This window comes from Anoxybacillus amylolyticus (assembly GCF_001634285.1).
In the GTDB taxonomy this organism is placed as follows: domain Bacteria; phylum Bacillota; class Bacilli; order Bacillales; family Anoxybacillaceae; genus Anoxybacteroides; species Anoxybacteroides amylolyticum.
Genome location: NZ_CP015438.1, coordinates 2,816,084 through 2,834,744, shown reverse-complemented (window position 1 = coordinate 2,834,744; position 18,661 = coordinate 2,816,084). Strand labels below are relative to the sequence as shown.

18 protein-coding genes and 1 pseudogene are annotated in these 18,661 nt (G+C 44.8%); 16 read left to right on the top strand and 3 right to left on the bottom strand.

The features are described from left to right. Positions 1–23: 23 nt before the first annotated feature. Together GFC30_RS16280 and GFC30_RS14525 are read left to right on the top strand one after the other, a co-directional pair. Complete coding sequence (locus GFC30_RS16280; RefSeq protein ID WP_409978487.1) at positions 24–965, top strand: IS110 family RNA-guided transposase; 942 nt, start codon at positions 24–26, stop codon at positions 963–965. A gap of 412 nt (positions 966–1,377) precedes the next feature. Then, complete coding sequence (locus GFC30_RS14525; RefSeq protein ID WP_066326972.1) at positions 1,378–1,626, top strand: hypothetical protein; 249 nt, start codon at positions 1,378–1,380, stop codon at positions 1,624–1,626. A 24-nt stretch (positions 1,627–1,650) separates the two neighbouring features. Here GFC30_RS14525 and tnpC read toward each other — a convergent pair whose 3' ends face one another. Then, the gene (gene tnpC, locus GFC30_RS14520; protein WP_066324512.1) at positions 1,651–3,108 is read right to left on the bottom strand and encodes an IS66 family transposase; all 1,458 of its coding nucleotides are present in this window, start codon (positions 3,106–3,108) and stop codon (positions 1,651–1,653) included. A 78-nt stretch (positions 3,109–3,186) separates the two neighbouring features. Next, positions 3,187–3,690, bottom strand: a complete 504-nt coding sequence (locus GFC30_RS14515) for a Uma2 family endonuclease (RefSeq protein WP_066326970.1) — start codon at positions 3,688–3,690, stop codon at positions 3,187–3,189. A gap of 66 nt (positions 3,691–3,756) precedes the next feature. On the opposite strand from GFC30_RS14515, the pseudogene GFC30_RS14510 reads away from it, so the two are divergent. The 5 genes and pseudogenes from GFC30_RS14510 to GFC30_RS14490 all read left to right on the top strand — a co-directional run. Continuing rightward, positions 3,757–3,994 (top strand): annotated as a pseudogene (locus tag GFC30_RS14510) (hypothetical protein); the annotation flags it as partial. Positions 3,995–4,038: 44 nt separating this feature from the next. Next, positions 4,039–4,260, top strand: a complete 222-nt coding sequence (locus GFC30_RS14505; RefSeq protein WP_238583579.1) for a hypothetical protein — start codon at positions 4,039–4,041, stop codon at positions 4,258–4,260. Further along, positions 4,247–4,801 carry a DUF6036 family nucleotidyltransferase gene (locus GFC30_RS14500; RefSeq protein WP_066326965.1) on the top strand — a complete coding sequence of 185 codons (555 nt, stop codon included), beginning with the start codon at positions 4,247–4,249 and terminating at the stop codon, positions 4,799–4,801. The genes GFC30_RS14505 and GFC30_RS14500 overlap by 14 nt, the downstream gene beginning before the upstream one ends. Before the next feature lie 265 nt (positions 4,802–5,066). Then, the gene (locus GFC30_RS14495) at positions 5,067–5,513 is read left to right on the top strand and encodes a MarR family winged helix-turn-helix transcriptional regulator (RefSeq protein ID WP_066326962.1); all 447 of its coding nucleotides are present in this window, start codon (positions 5,067–5,069) and stop codon (positions 5,511–5,513) included. Next, positions 5,510–8,635: an MMPL family transporter gene (locus GFC30_RS14490; protein ID WP_066326960.1), complete on the top strand. Its 3,126-nt coding sequence runs from the start codon at positions 5,510–5,512 to the stop codon at positions 8,633–8,635. Before GFC30_RS14495 ends, GFC30_RS14490 begins: the two co-directional genes overlap by 4 nt. 81 nt (positions 8,636–8,716) lie before the next feature. On the opposite strand, the gene rnhC is transcribed toward GFC30_RS14490, so the two are convergent. Beyond that, the gene (gene rnhC / locus GFC30_RS14485) at positions 8,717–9,610 is read right to left on the bottom strand and encodes a ribonuclease HIII (protein WP_066326958.1); all 894 of its coding nucleotides are present in this window, start codon (positions 9,608–9,610) and stop codon (positions 8,717–8,719) included. 93 nt (positions 9,611–9,703) lie between these two features. Between rnhC and zapA the strand changes: the two genes are divergently transcribed. From zapA to GFC30_RS14440, 9 genes are all read left to right on the top strand, one after another. Continuing rightward, entirely contained in the window at positions 9,704–9,961 is a 258-nt protein-coding gene (gene zapA / locus GFC30_RS14480; RefSeq protein WP_066326628.1) for a cell division protein ZapA, read from the top strand. 4 nt (positions 9,962–9,965) lie between these two features. Beyond that, the gene (locus GFC30_RS14475; protein WP_066326626.1) at positions 9,966–10,505 is read left to right on the top strand and encodes a CvpA family protein; all 540 of its coding nucleotides are present in this window, start codon (positions 9,966–9,968) and stop codon (positions 10,503–10,505) included. Positions 10,506–10,642: 137 nt separating this feature from the next. Beyond that, positions 10,643–12,997, top strand: a complete 2,355-nt coding sequence (locus GFC30_RS14470) for an endonuclease MutS2 (protein WP_066326624.1) — start codon at positions 10,643–10,645, stop codon at positions 12,995–12,997. Between the two features lie 15 nt (positions 12,998–13,012). After that, positions 13,013–13,420, top strand: a complete 408-nt coding sequence (locus GFC30_RS14465) for a DUF350 domain-containing protein (protein WP_066326622.1) — start codon at positions 13,013–13,015, stop codon at positions 13,418–13,420. Positions 13,421–13,624: 204 nt separating this feature from the next. Then, entirely contained in the window at positions 13,625–15,295 is a 1,671-nt protein-coding gene (locus tag GFC30_RS14460) for a long-chain-fatty-acid--CoA ligase (protein ID WP_066326620.1), read from the top strand. Between the two features lie 113 nt (positions 15,296–15,408). Then, entirely contained in the window at positions 15,409–15,993 is a 585-nt protein-coding gene (locus GFC30_RS14455) for a fatty acid metabolism transcriptional regulator FadR (protein ID WP_066327457.1), read from the top strand. 23 nt (positions 15,994–16,016) lie between these two features. Further along, positions 16,017–16,790 carry an enoyl-CoA hydratase gene (locus GFC30_RS14450; protein ID WP_066326618.1) on the top strand — a complete coding sequence of 258 codons (774 nt, stop codon included), beginning with the start codon at positions 16,017–16,019 and terminating at the stop codon, positions 16,788–16,790. 76 nt (positions 16,791–16,866) lie between these two features. Continuing rightward, the gene (locus GFC30_RS14445) at positions 16,867–17,640 is read left to right on the top strand and encodes an electron transfer flavoprotein subunit beta/FixA family protein (protein ID WP_066326616.1); all 774 of its coding nucleotides are present in this window, start codon (positions 16,867–16,869) and stop codon (positions 17,638–17,640) included. Positions 17,641–17,659: 19 nt separating this feature from the next. Continuing rightward, on the top strand, positions 17,660–18,637 hold the full coding sequence (locus tag GFC30_RS14440) for an electron transfer flavoprotein subunit alpha/FixB family protein (protein WP_066326615.1): 978 nt from the start codon (positions 17,660–17,662) through the stop codon (positions 18,635–18,637). Positions 18,638–18,661: the final 24 nt, after the last annotated feature.

The following is an 18,661-nucleotide window of genomic DNA, read 5'->3' as shown; positions in this document are numbered from 1 at the left end:
GGTCGAAAGAACTCGACGACAACTTGCCAACGAAGCATGATGCCAAAGACGCCCTAGTCATCGCAAGACTGGTCAAAGACGGACGTTTTAGCTATCCACGTATTCTCCATGAGGTGGAGGCGGAATTGCGGGCAGGAAGTACGTTTCGAGAGTCATTAATCAAGGAACGGAATGCCGTCCACAATCAAATGATTCGTTGGCTGGATCGGTACTTCCCTGAGTTTGTGCAGGTGTTTCCGTCGTTTGGCAAAATGGCATTGGTGGTGTTAGAAAAAACGCCATTTCCGATGGACATCGCAAGTCAGACGATAGAGGGGCTCATGGAGCGTTATCGGCAAAGCGAGGCGCTAAAATGCCCACAGAAACCGAAAGTGCAAAAGCTGTTAGAGATGGCTCGCCATTCGATTGGCATCACGGAAGGACAACAGATGGCCCGTATCGAAATCGCCACGTTGGTCCGCCGATATCGCCAATTGGAACAAGAGATCGCAGCGTTGACGGAAGAGTTAACTGCCCTTGCACAAACGACGGTCGAATATGAATGGCTCCAAACGATTCCGGGGCTAGGAGAGGCGACGATCATTGAACTGTTGTCGGAAATCGGGAGTTTTCATCAGTACCAAGATCCGCGGCAATTGATCAAATTAGCGGGCTTGACGTTGAAAGAACACTCGTCTGGACAACACAAGGGGCAAAAACGAATCTCGAAGCGAGGACGAAGACGGCTACGCGCCCTTCTCTTTCGGGTGATGATACCACTCATCCGCCATAACAAGGCGTTCCGAACGTTGCACGAGTACTATACGACACGTCCCGTCAATCCGTTGCGTAAGAAGCAATCCATTGTGGTGTTATGTGGCAAGCTATTGAAGATTCTATACGCGGTTTGTGTGAAACAACAAGCATTTGATGAGGAACGAATGATGCAAGATATCTTCTCCTCCACTCAAGCACAGGCAGCCTAGAGCCGCCTCCTTTGACAAGAAAAACTGTCTAAACAACCAGATGACACGGAGAAGCTGGCACGATTTTATACATTCGACCTCGAGTCCCTAAGAAAGCTTAGCCGGCCTCTGCCTGGTGAAGAGACCGAACGAAGGAATGTAGGCACAAGGATGCCCAGAGACATGGGAGGGTTCGTCCTCATCAGCTATGCAGAGATCCAAGGTGCATCACATACACATCCATCCACTGCAGAAAAAAATACCCAGCAGTGACCGCGAAGCGCACCATGGATTGTTAGATATCAACAAAAATGAAAAAGTATGTAATGAGTTTTGTCGAAAAATATTTTTTTGGCACCCCTAAGATGCCAAGAAACCTTGATATATCAACATTTCTAGAGGGAGGCATGAGAATTAAAGGGAGGATTTAGAGATGGTTAACTTAGTAGATTGGATATCTCAAACGAAAGCATTAGGAATTGATCCAGTAGCGGCAACAATTACATCGTTGGATGAGATTTTTAAGTGGGAGAAAGAAAAACAAGAAGAACTAAAAGGCTATCTAATAGCAGAAAACTTTAAATATCATTATGAAAACAACGAGTATTATAGAAATATTTGCAAATGCAATGTATCCATTCAGCCCAATACTAGTGAGATTTTCAGAATCCAGCACCAATAGGGCATTTCCAGTATCGAAAATGCCCTAGGAGGAATGGAGAATCGTTTGGAGAGACTCCCCACTTAGAAGTCTTTGCAACGATTCCCAAACCGGCTTTCCGTGTTTTTGCAGGGTAGAAATGACGCTGCGAATGGTGCAGAAAGCCTCGGCATCGTCTTCCTGACGAAACGTTCCGGAAATTTTTTGTTTGACTTTCACCATCCGCAAATCACGCTCGGCTTGGTTGTTGTCAAACGGCACTTCTTTCTTTCGCAGGAAGAGAAGCGCTTCTTGCTTGCGCTTTTCCAGGCGCTGGATGAAATTTTGCGCGTTGCGGACGCCTTCATGGTTGCCTTGTCGGCAACGTTCATCGAGTTCTTGTCGACCATTCGCTAGAAGCTGGTCGTACACTGCTTCCCAATACCGGACTTCCTCTTCCGGTAGAGCTCCGCCCGCTTTCTCCACCGCCTGTTTCATCTCCAACAGTGCTTCGGTCATCTCTTTCGACCATGAATGGCCGTAAAGTTCCGTATATGCCCGAAGCTCCCGGAGATGATGGGCGTGGCAAAGCGCATGGCTCGCCTCTGTGTACATCGGGTACACCGAATACGCATCGTGTACCATCGTTCCTTTGTACCGTGGCAAGATCCCGATGTCGTCCGTCGCTTGCTTTCCACGGGAACGATGAAGCCCGTATCGTGTGACCTTGGCAGTGGAAGCCACATGCACCCATTGGTTCTTTCTGTTCACACGCAGGCTCGTTTCATCGACGTGCAACGTGCTGGAGGTTAGCAACGCCGTTTCGATCTCTTTGAGCGCTGCTTCTAACACAGGGAGCCACCGTCTCGTCATGTTCACGACTGTGCCTGCACTGATTGAATGGCCCACTAACGCTTTGACCATCTCCGTGACACGCTCGCACGGGATCAACTGCGCATGATTCCAGTATAAAACAAGGGAAGTGATGGCTGGTCCGTACTGGACATGATTCGTGACATAAAAAGGGAACTCTGCCTGCTGGACGAGATGACATTTCGGACACCCCTTCACTTCCCGTTCGTGTTGAGTCACTTCCATTCGAACCACTGGGAGGTCGAACACTTGGCGAATGTCTACTTGAAGCGGAGCAACATGTTCTAAAGAGTGACCACATCCTTTGCATTTGGTCACGCGGTGAAGGACTCGATGGTCAGGATTCGGTACTTGGCGGAGCGTCGTTCCTCGATGCCCTAGTTGCCCTCCCGGCTGTTTCTCCGACGGTTGGCGAGAAGGGGATTTCGCCACAAACCGGTCAGAGGACGGCGGTAAGTGGCTGTTCGTACTGTTTTTTTTCGTACGGGCTTCTAATTCTGCAATACGTGCTTTTAATTGTTGGTTTTCTTGTCTTAGCTGCTCGTTTTCTTTGATGAGTTTTTCGATGGTTTGCGCTTGGCGCTCGATTTTTGCGACCATGCTTTCGAGTGTAAAGACCGCTTGTTGAAAATCAAAAACAACGTTTGCCATCGTGTTCACCTCCCTTGTCTTGGATGGTACTAGTATAGACAAGGGGAGCAGAAATAAACCCGATCTCGTAAACTTTTTCTATGTAACGGCTGAATAGTTACCTTCTCTTTGTTTGAAAAACCCGTCTTCTAATCCAAACACCTCAATCGTTTCGTACACAGGGTCAACAATCCAATATTCTTGTACGCCGAACTGTTCATACAATTTAAATTTTTCGTTTCGGTCTTTTAACGCTGTAGACGGAGAAAGAACCTCGACAATGAGTGTTGGTGCGCCTAAACAGCCGTTTGGTGTTAAGTTGTTTCGGTTGCAAATGACTGAAATATCTGGTTGCACAACATGTTTTGCATACGTGTAGTCGTCGCTTTCGGAGAGACGAACATCAAACGGAGCAATGGCGACGTAGCAATCTTTATTTTGAAAGTATGAACGAAACGAAAACGATAGTTCCATGACGGTAAATTGATGCTCCCATGTTGGTGAAGGGCTCATGTTGTAAGCTTTCCCGTCAATGAGCTCCCAACGCCCGTCCCATTGAATATAATCGGCATACGTATACAGTTTGGATGATTCTGGCTTCATCGCATATCCCTCACTTTTTTCATTATTATACCATACATCATTTCATCATTGACCATTGCAGGTTTGCGTCATATGGGAACGGTCATCATTTCAGCAGCGATCATTTTAGGAGGAACGTTTGCAGCGATGTATCCATCGGGCGTATTATCGCTATTGCAAATTGCAACCATATATCTTAACAGGGTTCTTTTTATATGCGCTCGTCGTTTTGCCGCTATTCATTCCGGTGATGGCAAAAACGTTTAGGCGAGCAAAGTGGCCATTTATGAAGGAAGAGCGGGTGTCGATGCCCGCTCTTTTGTGATATAATGTAAAAAATAGTTGTTGGAGTGAAGTGAAGTGAGAAAAATGAGTATGTCTGAACTAAATGATTGGATTTTTTCACGCAAAGGAAGTGTAGAGCGGGATATATTAAAAGATGGAAGAGAACAACATGTGCGTTTGCGCGCACGCGACAAAGAAGAAATGCATATATTAGATGAATTATGCATGAAACGATGGAAAAAAGCTGAACAAGAAGGAAAAATTCGATATGTAAACGAACGAGTGTGGTATTATGAATTCGATTAAAGAGGCGAGAGAAAAACTTCAGTCGCTTCGAACGAAAACATCTTTTGAGAAAATGGTTCAAGTAACAGCCATTTTAACTAAACTGTTAGAGCCGTATCGCATACGTCCAATTATTGTTGGTGGGCTTGCTGTTGAAATATATACGCGCGGCGATTATACGACAGTAGACATTGACTTAATTGTTAGTGATCGTGAAAAAGCAGGACAATTGCTCATTCAACTTGGTTTCACTCCATCAGGAAGACATTGGTATCACGATGAATTGTTTGTTAGTGTTGAAATTCCAAATGATATGTTAGAAGATGCTGCTGATGATAAAGTGATTGAGTTAAGACTAGAGGATGGATTTCATGTATATGTCATCGGGATTGAAGACATTATATTAGATCGCTTGCGAGCATGTGTGCATTGGAAATCGAATTCTGATTGTGAATGGGCAAAAAGAATGTTTCTTCTTCATAAAGAGCGACTGGATTTGATATATATGAAACAAATGGCGAAAAAAGACGGAACAAGCAAACAACTAGAGCAATGGTTGTAAACGAGAGCGGGTGTCGATGCCCGCTCTTGTTGTTGATGCGTCACCTGTCGAATGATCTCGGCAATCCATGTTGGTGAAGGGAAGCTTTTCCGTGGGTGAGCTCCCAATGCCCGTCCCATTGAAAATTGGCATACGTATACTCTAGCTTCATTGCATATCCTTGTTTTTCCTTATTACCACGTGATTTAATCGTTGACGATTTTCTCTATAATAGTTATATTATTTAATAGTTAAATAGTTGAACTATATCGAAAGAGGTGGTTGTTTGCATAGCAACGTGCATGAATTAATTGAACGGTATTTGTCTGTTTCGTTTCTTGTTAACAAAAAAGCGGCAGCGCTTGTGAAGTGTGAACTGGATGAGATGACGAACGACCAATACTACTTGCTTCGCTATATGAGCAAACGAAACGTTTGTACATCGAGCGAATTGGCGGCAGTGTTTGCCGTTAATAAAAGCGCGATTACGGCGATGACGAATCGGCTAGTCGAAAAAGAAATGATTCAGCGCCTTCGCGACGACAGCGACCGCCGCGTCATTTATTTATCGCTAACGGAAAAAGGAAAAGCGTGGCTAGCGGAAACAGAAACAAAAATCCATCACTTGGTCGAATCGCTTATTACGCAATTTTCCGAAGAAGAAATTGAATCATTTATTCAAACGTATGAAAAGTTAGCGAATATTTTACAAAAGCTGGAGGAAACGAAATGAGAGCTATCGTGAAAGGAAAATGGTTCGTTTTGCTCGCTTGGATTGCCGCGGTTGTCGTGCTTGTCATGACGGCACCAAACATGGCCGACCTTGTGCGCGAAAAGGGGCAAATTACTGTTCCAAAAGGCTATTCTTCTTCTTTAGCCATCGATATTTTAAAAGAAGTGCAGCAAAAAGAACAAAAAGGGAACGAAACGAGCGTTGCCCTTGTTTTTCATCGGAACGGAAAACTGACTGACCAAGACTGGAAAGAAGCTGAAAAAGCAATTCAACAATTAGAAAACGAGAAAAAAATGCTTGGAATCACGCAAATTATATCTCCGTTTCATGAAAAAGAATTGAAAGACCAACTCGTGTCCAAAGACGGCACAACCATTTTAACATCTATTAAATTAGATCGCCGCGACCGAAGCGCGAAAGAAATTAGCCGCGCACTTTACAAAGCGATCGACAACATTTCTCTTCAACACTATTATACGAGCAGCTGGATGATTGACGAAGATGTCATCGCCAGTTCGCAAGCAGGGCTAAAGAAAACGGAAGGAATTACCGTCGTTTTTATTTTAGTCGTTCTATTCGTCGTTTTCCGCTCGCTTGTCGCGCCATTCGTTCCGCTTCTAACGGTCGGTATGACGTATATCGCTTCCCAGTCGATTGTCGCCTTTTTAGTCGATCGTTTCGATTTTCCGCTTTCGACGTTTACGCAAACGTTTTTAGTCGCGGTGTTATTTGGCATCGGGACGGACTATTGTATTTTGCTATTAAGCCGGTTTAAAGAAGAACTTCCACGGCATGAAACAAGGGTAGAGGCGATTGCGGCGACATACCGTACGGCAGGAAAAACGGTCGTATTTAGCGGTCTTGCTGTCATGATTGGCTTTGCGGCGATTGGACTGTCGACGTTTAAACTGTACCAATCCGCTTCGGCCGTTGCGGTCGGCGTTGCCGTTTTACTTATCGCGCTCATGACGCTCGTTCCGTTTTTTATGGCTACGCTCGGTCCAAAGCTATTTTGGCCAGCGAAAGGAACGCTTGAACATAAGCAAAGCAAACTATGGGAATGGGCAGGACGTTTTTCGTTTGCGAAGCCGCTTCTCTCATTAGCAATTGTCGCGGTCATTACGCTTCCGGTGCTATTTACTTACGATGGAAAGCTGTCGTTTAACTCGATGGAAGAAATCGGCGATCATTATCCATCGGTTAAAGCGTTTCATATTATTGCTGATAGTTTTGACCCTGGCGAAGCGATGCCGACACAAATTGTCATTAAAAACGATGAAAACATGAATGCGCTCGACTATTTTTCTTTAATCGAAAAAATTAGCCGCGAAGTCGAGAAAGTCGACGGCGTCGATCACGTCCGTTCGGTCACTCGTCCAACAGGAGAGCCGATTGAGCAGCTATTTGTCACCAAGCAAGCAAAGCAGCTAAAAGAAGGGCTTGGAAAAGGAACGAACGGCATTGAGCAAATTCGTACAGGGCTTAGCAAAGCAAGCACAGAACTTTCTGCATCGGCACCAAAATTAAAGCAAGCGACGAGCGGAATCGCAGGGCTTGTGTCAGGAACAAATCAGTTAAAAGCAGGTGTCGGTGAACTGCAAAACGGATTAGCGCAGCTAGAGCAAGGGGTGCGCAGCGGAGCAGTTGGAGCAGGTGAATTAAAGCAAGGGCTTACCACCATGCAAGACAATGCGAAAAAATTGCTTGCTGGTGCTGAACAGCTGTTGCAAGGGTACGAGACAGCAAGCGGTGGGTTAAGCTCCCTTGTTGAACAATATAAGCAGATGCAAACAGGCATGAACGCCTTGGCGCAACAGTTGTCTGGCATTAACGGCTCGCTTCAGCATATTGAACAAACACATCCAGAGTTGCAGCAAGATGCAGAATATCAGCAAACGAAACTAGCGATGACAGCGCTTGCCAAACAGTCGCAGCAAATGGCTGGCGGGTTGGCGCAGTTAAATGGAGCACTCCAGCAAACGAGCGCGGGTGTCCAACAAGCGAATCGCTCATTTCAAGAGCTAATCGCTGGACAAAAAGCGTTCATCGACGGAATGACAAAATTACTTGCTGGTATGGAGCAATTGCAGCAAGGATTAACTAAAGCAGCGGACGGCCAGCAGCAAATCGTTCAACGTCTGCCGCAGCTCTCGAACGGATTAGGCCAAGTGGCGAACGGTCAGCAACAGCTATTAACAGGCTTTTCGCAACTTGATGGACAAATGAATCAACTTATTACCGGCTTGGACAAAAGTGCAAACGGCCTTCACCAAGTCACAACTGGTCTGGCCTCGGCACAAGACTATTTATCTGAGCTATCCTCTTCTCCTGATGAAGAACTAGCCGGATGGTATATGCCGAAACAAGTGCTCGATAGCCAAGAGTTTGCACGAGCGAAAGAAGCGTATTTATCAAAAGACGGAAAAGTCGTCACGCTGGATGTCGTGTTCCGTACGAATCCGTATGCGACGAAAACGATGGAGAAAATCGACGATGTGAAGCAGGCAGTCGAAAGGGCAGTGAAAGGAACGAAATTAGAAAATGCGAAAGTGGCGGTTGGTGGAGTCACAAGCATTTATTCGGATCTTCACACCATTTCTGACAAAGATTATGCCCGTACAGTATTGTTTATGTTTGCTGGTATTGCGCTTATTTTAATCGCGCTCCTTCGTTCGTTTGTCATGCCGATGTATTTAATTTTATCCCTTGTTTTAACGTATTACACGTCGATGGCAGTGACGGAGTTGATTTTCGTCCGCGTTCTTGGCTATGACGGCATCAATTGGGCGGTTCCGTTTTTCGCATTTGTCATTTTGATGGCGCTTGGCATTGATTATAGCATTTTCCTCATGGATCGATTTAACGAATATAAAGACCTTTCGGTGCAAGAGGCAATGATTACCGCGATGAAAAACATGGGAACGGTTATCATTTCTGCAGTAGTGATTTTAGGAGGAACGTTTGCGGCGATGTATCCGTCTGGTGTGCTTTCGTTATTGCAAATTGCCACGATTATTTTAACAGGGCTTTTATTATACGCCTTTATCGTTTTGCCGTTGTTTGTGCCAGTGATGGTGAAAACGTTTGGAAAAGCGAACTGGTGGCCGTTTTTGCGATCATAAACATAAAGAGGATGTCCCGAACGGGGCATCCTTTTTATACGCGTAACATATCGGAGTAGCTTTTGGCATCAATTTTCCTCGTTACCGGTTTGCCATTCGCCGCGCTTTTTCGGTATTGGCAAAATGAAGCTTCGCGCATGAGGGGAGAATCGCTTCACCATGTGTTTGGATGAGGCGGGCAGCCACTTTATCGACTTGTTCCCCAGCCCCTTTTGGAAGGTTGATTCCGACTGTTTCGCTTAAACAGTCTAGCTCTTGCAAAAACAAATAACGAGCGATAATCGATGCGGCGGCAACAGCGATATGAACCGTTTCGGCTTTCGGAATACAATAGACATGCTCACGAATGACATGTTGCTCTCCTTCTAGGTAGCGGAAATATAGGTTGCGCTCGATAAACTGGTCAATAATAATGGCGTCCGGTCGTTGTGGGAGAGCGTCCACTAGCTTTCCGATTGCTTCATTATGAAGTAGTGCCTTTATTTTTGTTTGCGGCATGCCGCTTTGCTGCCAACGGTTATACTCCGGGTTTGGAAGGATAGCCGACGCATAGTGGAGATCGTTCATCAACGTTGGCGCAAGCCGAATAATCATCTCATCTGTTAGCTGTTTTGAATCTTTTACCCCTATTCGCTTCATTGTGTCGATGTGCTCTTTCGCGACATAAGCAGCGACGACAACGATAGGACCAAAATAATCTCCTGTTCCGACCTCATCCGAGCCGATAGCGGATACGGTCGAAAAATTCTCTTCTTTTGTTTGCCCCGCATCACGACCATCCCATCGCCCTGCCTCTTTTTCCGCGTCTTTTCCTTGAAATAGCACTTTTCCAGAGCGGTATGCGGTAATGGTACAACCGGAAAGTTTCGCAACAAATAAAGCCCCTTGTGGTAGTTTTTCGACGAGATTAGAAGTATAATAGTGCTTCATTTCGCGAATTGTTTGTTCCTTTACTTGAACGACATAATTTGCCAACACTCTCACCTCTATCGATAGGTCATATCTTTTCATTATACCAGTGTTCATGGTATGATAAACAATAGGATTTTGCGGAATGGGGGAAAACATTTGGGCGATCAACAAAAAACGCGCATCACTGTCGATATTTATGGACAGCAATACGCCATTGTCGGCACAGAAAGTTCTAGCCATATTCGGCTTGTTGCATCCATTGTCGATGACAAAATGCGAGAAATTAGTGCGAAAAACCCAACATTAGACGTAACGAAACTTGCTGTACTAACAGCGGTAAATTTTGTTCATGAATATATTAAGCTAAAAGAGGAGCATGACCGTCTCCTCCAGCAAACGAAAAAGGACGAGTGATGGAATGGTTGATGTAGCATTACTTTTCATCCTTTTCACAGGATTTATGATTGGGGTAAAACGAGGATTTATTTTACAATTTATTCATATGACAGGGTTTATTGTTGCTTTCATTGTCGCTTATATGAATTATGACAAATTAGTTCCAACGCTAAAATTATGGATTCCGTATCCTACGTTTGGCGACCCTGAGACGATAAAAATGTTGTTTGAAAGCGCGCACTTAGATGAAGCCTATTATCGGGCGATGGCGTTTGCGGTGTTGTTTTTCGTCGCGAAAATCGTCATGCAAATCATCGGTTCGATGCTTGATTTTGTGGCGCAACTGCCAATTTTACGGAGCATGAACCGATGGGCGGGCGGCGTGCTCGGTTTTGTCGAAGTGTATTTGCTTGTCTTTTTGCTTCTTTACGTCGGAGCGCTTATTCCTGTCCAAAACGTACAGACGGAGCTGCAACATTCTTTCATCGCAAGCCTCATTGTCAAACATACCCCGTTTTTATCCGACATGCTCAAACAAATGTGGATTCGTTATATGGCGTAGCTTCTCTATTCGGCGTAGAGAAGTTTTTTTGTACTTTTGCCTAAAAACTTGTATCATTTTTCGTAGTGGATCGTATGTACAACTACTGGTGGCGAAAAAGCTGATTACGGAATTTGTTAACTAAAGAGGTGACATCATTGCATACACGAGTTTTGAACGTATTAGAATTTAGCAAAGTGAAAGCGCAATTAATAGAGCATGCTTCTTCATCGTTAGGAAAAGAAAAAATAGAAAAGCTTGTTCCGTCGAGCGATTTTGCTGACGTAATCAAATGGCTTGAAGAAACCGACGAAGCAGTTACTGCGCTACGGTTGCGCGGTCATGCTCCGCTCGGTGGAATATTTGATATTCGCCCAAGCGTCAAGCGAGCGAAAATCGGCAGCATACTAAGCCCGCATGAGCTGCTTGATATCGCCAGCACGATTTATGCCAGCCGGCAAATGAAAACGTTTATTGAATCACTAGGCGATGAGAAAATAGAACTTCCACGCTTGTTACAATATGTGGAACAAATGGTCGCGTTGCCGGAACTCGAACAAGCAATTAAACATTGTATCGATGATTATGGTGAGGTGCTCGACCAAGCGAGCGAACGGTTGCGTTCCATCCGTCAACAATTGCGGAACACAGAAGCGCGCGTAAGGGAAAAGCTAGAAACGATCATTCGTTCGTCTTCGGCGCAAAAAATGCTGTCCGATGCGATTGTTACGATTCGCAACGACCGTTACGTCATCCCAGTGAAACAAGAATATCGCCACGCTTACGGTGGGATTGTACATGACCAATCGTCTTCCGGGGCTACGTTATTTATCGAGCCGCAAGTCGTCGTCGATTTAAACAACCAGCTTCAAGAAGCGCGCGTCAAAGAAACACAAGAAATCGAACGCATTTTAGCGGAACTGACGAAAAAAGTAGCGGAACATGCTGATGTACTTCTCGTCAACGTGGACGTCTTAGCTGAGTTAGATTTCATTTTTACAAAAGCGAAATATGCGAAAAAACTAAATGCGACGAAGCCGAACATGAACAACGAAGGTTATATTCGTCTCTTGAAAGCACGGCATCCGCTCATTGATCCGAATGTCGTCGTGCCAAACGATATGGAGCTCGGTAAAGACTATACCGCTATCGTCATTACCGGTCCGAACACAGGTGGGAAAACAGTCACATTAAAAACGATCGGTTTATTGACGTTAATGGCGCAAGCCGGCCTTTTCATTCCAGCGCTTGACAGTTCCGAACTCGCAGTCTTTCGTTCGGTATTTGCCGACATCGGCGATGAACAATCGATTGAACAAAGTTTAAGTACGTTCTCATCGCACATGGTGAACATCGTGGAGATTTTGCGCCACGTCGACCACGAAAGCCTTGTGCTATTTGATGAATTAGGGGCAGGAACGGACCCTCAAGAAGGAGCAGCGCTCGCCATTGCGATTCTAGATGAAGTGCATGAACGAGGGGCACGGGTAGTTGCGACGACGCATTATCCGGAATTAAAAGCGTACGGCTACAACCGTCCTATGGTCATCAACGCGAGCGTCGAATTTGACATTGATACGCTTAGCCCGACCTATAAGCTGTTAATCGGCGTGCCGGGGCGAAGCAATGCGTTTGAAATATCAAAACGGCTCGGTTTGAGTGAACGAATTATTGAACGAGCGAAAGCACAAATTAGCGTTGAAAGCAATAAAGTAGAAAACATGATCGCCTCGCTTGAACGAAGCAAACGGCAGGCAGAAGAAGAACAGAAGAAAGCGGAAGAAGCGCGCCGCGCAGCCGAACAGCTTCGCCGTGAATGGGAGCAAAAATGGGAAGTACTGAATGAAAAACGCGATGAACTCATCAACGAAGCGAAGCGAAAAGCAGCTGAAATCATTAAAACGTCACAGCGAGAAGCCGAAGAAGTCATTCGCGAACTGCGGCAGATGCAAAAAGAAAAGCTCGCAGAAATTAAAGAACACGAGTTAATTGCTGCGAAAAAACGGTTAGAAGAAGCGGCACCGGCGATTGATATGAAGAAAAAAGCAGCGAAAAAGCGCGTGTCTCATGAACTCCGCCCTGGCGACGAAGTAAAGGTTGTTCATTTAAATCAAAAAGGCTATTTGTTAGAGAAAGTTTCTGACGATGAATGGCAAGTGCAGCTTGGCATTTTAAAAATGAAAATAAAAGAAAGAGATCTCGAATATATTGGTAGCGCGAAAGTGACAGAAACGAAACCGTTGGCAACTGTAAAAGGGAAGGACTATCACGTCGGTTTGGAACTTGATTTGCGTGGCGAACGGTACGAAGATGCGATTTCCCGAGTCGAAAAATATATTGATGATGCGCTGCTCGCCGGCTATCCGCGCGTGTCTATTATTCACGGAAAAGGAACCGGAGCGCTTCGCAAAGGAGTACAAGAGTTTTTGAAAAAACATCGTTCGGTTAAAAATATTCGCTTTGGCGAAGCAACAGAAGGTGGCATCGGTGTCACGATTGTCGAATTGAAATAATAAGGGGCGAGGACGATGAACTCCTTTTGGGAGAATGAACTAGTGAAGATTGCTGCCAATTTTAGTGTAGCGGTATTGTGCATCGTCGTTTTTTTAGCGGCGTTTGAATTAGTGACAAAATATCGAAATTGGGATGAAATCCAAAAAGGCAATATGGCAGTGGCGATGGCGACCGGTGGAAAAATTTTTGGCATCGCCAACATTTTCCGATATGCGATCAGCCATCACGAATCGCTTCTTTCGATGATCGGTTGGGGAGTGTACGGATTTATTTTGTTACTGATTGCCTATTTCATTTACGAATTTCTAACGCCGAAATTTAATATTGACGAAGAAATCGCCAATGATAACCGCGCCGTTGGATTCATCTCCATGGTTATCTCGATTGGGTTATCGTTTGTGATCGGCGAAAGCATTCGATAGATAGGGGAGCTTCCGATGGAAACATTAGCAAAAGTATTGTTTGTGTTGTGTGGGTTATTTTTAGCGATTGGTATTGTGTATTGGTTATTTTTTACGTAAAAAGCGTCCTGCATGAGCAGGCGCTTATTTTTTTTAGTGTAAATTTTCAAAAAATATAATACAATAAAAATAAATTGTCATAATTATTAAAATGGAGGCGATGCTATGGAAAAACGTTGGTTGGCTCATTATCCACCACAAATTCCGCACCACATGGACTATCCATCGAAACGATTGCCTGATTATTTGCGAGAAACCGCCATGCAGTTCGGTTCAAAAGAAGCGATTGATTTTCTAGGGAAACGTGTAACGTTCCAACAGCTTTACGAGCAGGCGTTAAAACTTGCCAACTACCTCCGCGAGCTTGGTTTACAAAAAGGAGACCGCGTTTCGATTATGTTGCCGAATTGTCCGCAAGCGGTGATTAGCTATTACGGGGTATTGATGGCTGGTGGCATCGTCGTACAAACGAATCCGCTGTATACCGAGCGAGAGCTAGAACATCAGCTAAACGATAGTGGCGCAACGGTGCTCATTACGTTAGATATGCTCTATCCGAAAGCGATAAACGTAAAGGGGCGGACATCGCTTCAGCACCTAATCGTAACGAGCATCCAAGATTATTTGCCACTGATGAAAAAAATGCTTTACCCATTGGCGCAAAAAAAGCACAATCAGCCATCTGTGCAAATCGAAGAAAAAAGTGACCAACATTTATTTAAACGTATCATGTCCTCAGCGCCAGCAAAAGAAGTGGACGTAGAAATAGACCCAGTCGAAGACGTGGCATTGTTGCAATATACGGGCGGAACGACGGGGTTTCCGAAAGCAGCGATGCTCACCCACCGCAATTTAATTGCCAATACACTTATGTGCGCTCATTGGATGTACCGTTGTCAAAAAGGAGAAGAAGTCATTTTAGGTGTACTTCCGTTTTTTCATGTGTATGGCATGACGACAATTATGAATTTATCGATTATGCAAGCGTATAAAATGATTTTATTGCCAAAATTTGATGTGGAGACCGTCTTAAAAACGATCGAAAAGAAAAAACCGACGCTTTTCCCAGGCGCGCCAACGATGTATATTGCGCTTTTAAACCATCCAACCTTAGCAAACTATGATTTATCGTCGATTAAAGTATGTATTAGCGGCTCCGCTCCACTTCCGGTCGAAGTGCAGCAAAAATTTGAGCAAATTACAGGAGGCAAGCTAATTGAAGGGTATGGACTAACAGAGGCATCTCCGGTCACCCACTCTAATTTTCTATGGGACGGTGAAAGGGTCAAGGGAAGCATTGGTGTGCCATGGCCGGATACGGAGGCGAAAATTGTGTCGCTTGAAACAGGAGAAGAAGCGAACGTCAATGAGATTGGCGAGTTAGTCGTTCGCGGCCCGCAAGTGATGAAAGGCTATTGGAACCAGCCGTTTGAAACGGAAAGCGTCTTGCGTGATGGCTGGCTTTACACAGGCGATATGGGCTATATGGACGAACGAGGCTACTTCTTTATCGTCGACCGGAAAAAAGATATGATTATTGCGAGCGGCTACAACATTTACCCGCGTGAAGTAGAAGAAGTGCTATATGAACATCCGAAAGTGCAAGAAGCGGTCGTGATCGGCGTTCCAGACGAATATCGTGGAGAGACAGTGAAAGCGTTTATCGTATTAAAAGAAGGAGTGCATTGCACCGAAGAAGAGCTTGACCAATTTATGCGTAGCCGTCTTGCGGCTTACAAAGTGCCACGTATTTACGAATTTCGCAAAGAATTGCCGAAAACAGCAGTGGGAAAAATTTTGCGCCGTGCGCTTACTGAAGAACATAAGAACAAGTAATATCAATGCTTTCAGCCATTGGCTGATTTTTTGTCTTGACAAATAGAAAGGGGAATTTTTAAAATTAAAATATGAATGATTATTCATTCATATTTGAAGAAGGGGAATGCTTGTTGAAACGGAGTAAACCAAAGTATATGCAAATTATAGAAGCAGCGGTAGTCGTCATTGCTGAAAACGGCTACCACCAAGCGCAAGTTTCGAAAATCGCTAAACAGGCAGGCGTAGCCGACGGGACGATTTATTTATATTTCAAAAATAAAGAAGATATTCTCGTATCGCTATTTCAAGAAAAAATGGGCGCATTTATCGAAAAAATTCAGCAAGAAATAGAAGGAATTTCGCGTCCTTCCGAGAAGTTATATTTGTTGGTGAAAAAACATTTTGAACTATTGTCGGCAGACCGCCATTTAGCGATCGTGACCCAATTGGAATTGCGGCAATCGAATAAAGAGTTGCGTTTGCGAATTAATGAGGTGTTAAAAGGGTATTTGCGTGTCATGGAGCAAATCGTCAAAGAAGGAATCGAAGCAGGCGAATTTCGCCGTGACCTTGATGTTCGCTTAGCAAGGCAAATGATTTTTGGCACGATTGATGAAACGGTCACGACGTGGGTGATGAATGAGCAGAAGTATGATTTAGCTGCTTTAGCGAAGCCGGTGCATGAACTGCTGATAAGAGGCTGTTCGGTCTCTTAATTTTATAAAGGGGAGAGGAAAACATGGGGTTTTTTAGTGTGCATACGGAGGATTTTGTCGCGACTATCACTTTTTCGCGACCTCCGGCGAATGCGTTATCTTCCGCTGTTTTGAAAGAGCTTTCATCGTTATTAGATGAATTAAAAGACGATGAACATGTCCGTGTCCTTCTACTTCACGGAGAAGGAAGATTTTTCTCTGCAGGAGCAGATATTAAAGAGTTTACCGCTGTTTCTTCGAGCGAAGAAGCTGCTTCGTTGGCGCGTGCTGGCCAGCAAGTCATGGAGAAGCTTGAGCAATATCCAAAGCCGGTCATTGCAGCGATTCACGGCGCTGCATTAGGTGGCGGATTAGAATTGGCGATGGGATGCCATATTCGGCTTGTTGCGGAAAACGCAAAACTTGGCTTGCCAGAGCTGCAGCTTGGGCTAATTCCGGGATTTGCAGGAACGCAACGATTAATGCGCTACGTCGGTTTCGGCAAAGCGTTAGAAATGATGTGGACGAGCGAGCCAATTACCGGGACAGAAGCGGTGCAATGGGGATTAGCGAATAAAGCAGTGCCAGAGGAGAAACTGCTGGAAGAAGCGAAAACGCTCGCTAAGAAAGTTGCGCAAAAGAGCCCGATTTCCGTGCAAGCAACAATTGAATTGCTGCAAGCGGCAAAAGCAAGCACATTCCACGAAGCCGTCGAAAAGGAAGCGGTGTTGTTTGGCAGCGTGTTTATGTCCGAAGACGCAAAAGAAGGCGTGCAAGCGTTTATTGAAAAGCGTCCAGCGCAATTCCGCGGCAAATAAACCGATTGTTTTTGCCTTAAATTTACAGAATGTTTCAAACTGAACAAATGTTCCACAAACATAAGGAGGGGTTTCCATGAACATTTTCGTTTTAATGAAGCGCACATTTGACACAGAAGAAAAAATTGTGATTAATAACGGCAAAGTGAATGAAGAAGGCGCTGAATTTATTATTAACCCATACGACGAATATGCGATTGAAGAAGCAATTCAAGTGCGCGACAAAGTAGGTGGCGAAGTAACAGTGGTCACAGTCGGCAACGAAGATTCTGAGAAGGAATTGCGCACAGCGTTAGCGATGGGATGCGATAAGGCGGTATTAATTAACATCGAAGACGACGTCGAAGAAAGCGATCAATTTACGACGGCAAAAGTATTGGCAGAATACTTAAAAGATAAAGAGCCACACTTAATTTTAGCAGGTAACGTGGCGATTGACGGCGGTTCTGGACAAGTTGGTCCGCGCGTGGCAGAATTGCTTGGTATTCCGTATGTGACAACCATTACGAAACTAGATATCGATGGCGATAAAGCGACTATTGTTCGCGACGTCGAAGGGGATGAAGAAGTCATTGAAGCGTCGTTGCCACTGTTAGTCACAGCACAACAAGGCTTAAACGAGCCGCGTTATCCTTCGCTTCCAGGCATTATGAAAGCGAAAAAGAAACCGCTCGATGAAGTAGAATTAGATGATTTAGATTTGGATGAAGACGATGTTGAAGCAAAAACGAAGACGGTTGAAATTTTCTTGCCGCCGAAAAAAGAAGCAGGGAAGATTTTACAAGGGGAACTAACAGATCAAGTAAAAGAGCTTGTTACACTATTGCGCACCGAAGCAAAAGTTATTTAAGTTACTGGGGGGACGGAATATGACACGAAAAGTGATTTCATTAGCGGAAATTCGTGACGGATCATTACGAAACGTATCACTAGAAGCAATTGCGGCAGCAAAAACGATCGCACAAGGCGGCGAAGTCGTTGCCGTATTAGTAGGAGAAAATGTGCAATCGCACGCAAACGAATTAATTGCGCACGGAGCAGACCGTGTAGTCGTTGTCGAACATGCACAGTTAAAAGTATATACACCTGACGGATACAGCCAAGCGTTAATGGCGGTCGTCGAAGCGGAAAAGCCAGAAGGTATTGTATTTGGTCATACGGCATTGGGAAAAGATTTATCACCTAAACTAGCGACGAAATTAAACGCCGGGCTTGTTTCGGACGTTGTGGCGATTGAAGAAAAAGATGGAGAGCTATTGTTCACTCGTCCCATCTATTCCGGAAAAGCGTTTGAGAAAAAAGTTGTTAAGGACGGTCTTATCTTTATTACTGTTCGTCCGAACAATATTCCAGCGCTTTCCCGCGACGATGCTCGCACTGGTGAGGTGATAAGCCTTTCTGTCGAGATTAAAGATTTGCGTACGATTGTGAAGGAAATCGTCCGTAAAACAGCAGAAGGTGTCGATTTATCGGAGGCAAAAGTGATCGTTGCTGGCGGACGTGGAGTGAAAAGTGAAGATGGCTTTAAGCCACTACAAGAATTGGCGGATGTATTAGGTGGTGCAGTTGGTGCATCACGCGGTGCGTGCGACGCAGGCTATTGCGACTATTCGTTGCAAATCGGGCAAACAGGAAAAGTCGTTACGCCAGATTTATACATTGCGTGCGGCATTTCTGGCGCGATTCAACATTTAGCTGGCATGTCGAACTCGAAAGTCATTGTTGCTATTAACAAAGACCCAGAAGCAAATATTTTCAAAGTAGCAGACTACGGCATTGTCGGCGATTTGTTTGAAGTCGTACCACTATTAACAGAAGAATTCAAAAAGCTGAAAGTCCATTCTTAATAAAAAAGCGAGCAAAGCGGGTGA

Coding starts and splice junctions, on each gene's coding strand:
- GFC30_RS14505 (WP_238583579.1), top strand. CDS start 4,039: ATGAGTATGTCTGAACTAAATGATTGGATTTTTTCACGCAAAGGAAGT.
- GFC30_RS14490 (WP_066326960.1), top strand. CDS start 5,510: ATGAGAGCTATCGTGAAAGGAAAATGGTTCGTTTTGCTCGCTTGGATT.
- GFC30_RS14525 (WP_066326972.1), top strand. CDS start 1,378: ATGGTTAACTTAGTAGATTGGATATCTCAAACGAAAGCATTAGGAATT.
- GFC30_RS14450 (WP_066326618.1), top strand. CDS start 16,017: ATGGGGTTTTTTAGTGTGCATACGGAGGATTTTGTCGCGACTATCACT.
- GFC30_RS14475 (WP_066326626.1), top strand. CDS start 9,966: ATGGTTGATGTAGCATTACTTTTCATCCTTTTCACAGGATTTATGATT.
- tnpC (WP_066324512.1), bottom strand. CDS start 3,108: ATGGCAAACGTTGTTTTTGATTTTCAACAAGCGGTCTTTACACTCGAA.
- GFC30_RS14460 (WP_066326620.1), top strand. CDS start 13,625: ATGGAAAAACGTTGGTTGGCTCATTATCCACCACAAATTCCGCACCAC.
- GFC30_RS14465 (WP_066326622.1), top strand. CDS start 13,013: ATGAACTCCTTTTGGGAGAATGAACTAGTGAAGATTGCTGCCAATTTT.
- GFC30_RS14500 (WP_066326965.1), top strand. CDS start 4,247: ATGAATTCGATTAAAGAGGCGAGAGAAAAACTTCAGTCGCTTCGAACG.
- GFC30_RS14440 (WP_066326615.1), top strand. CDS start 17,660: ATGACACGAAAAGTGATTTCATTAGCGGAAATTCGTGACGGATCATTA.
- GFC30_RS14515 (WP_066326970.1), bottom strand. CDS start 3,690: ATGAAGCCAGAATCATCCAAACTGTATACGTATGCCGATTATATTCAA.
- GFC30_RS14445 (WP_066326616.1), top strand. CDS start 16,867: ATGAACATTTTCGTTTTAATGAAGCGCACATTTGACACAGAAGAAAAA.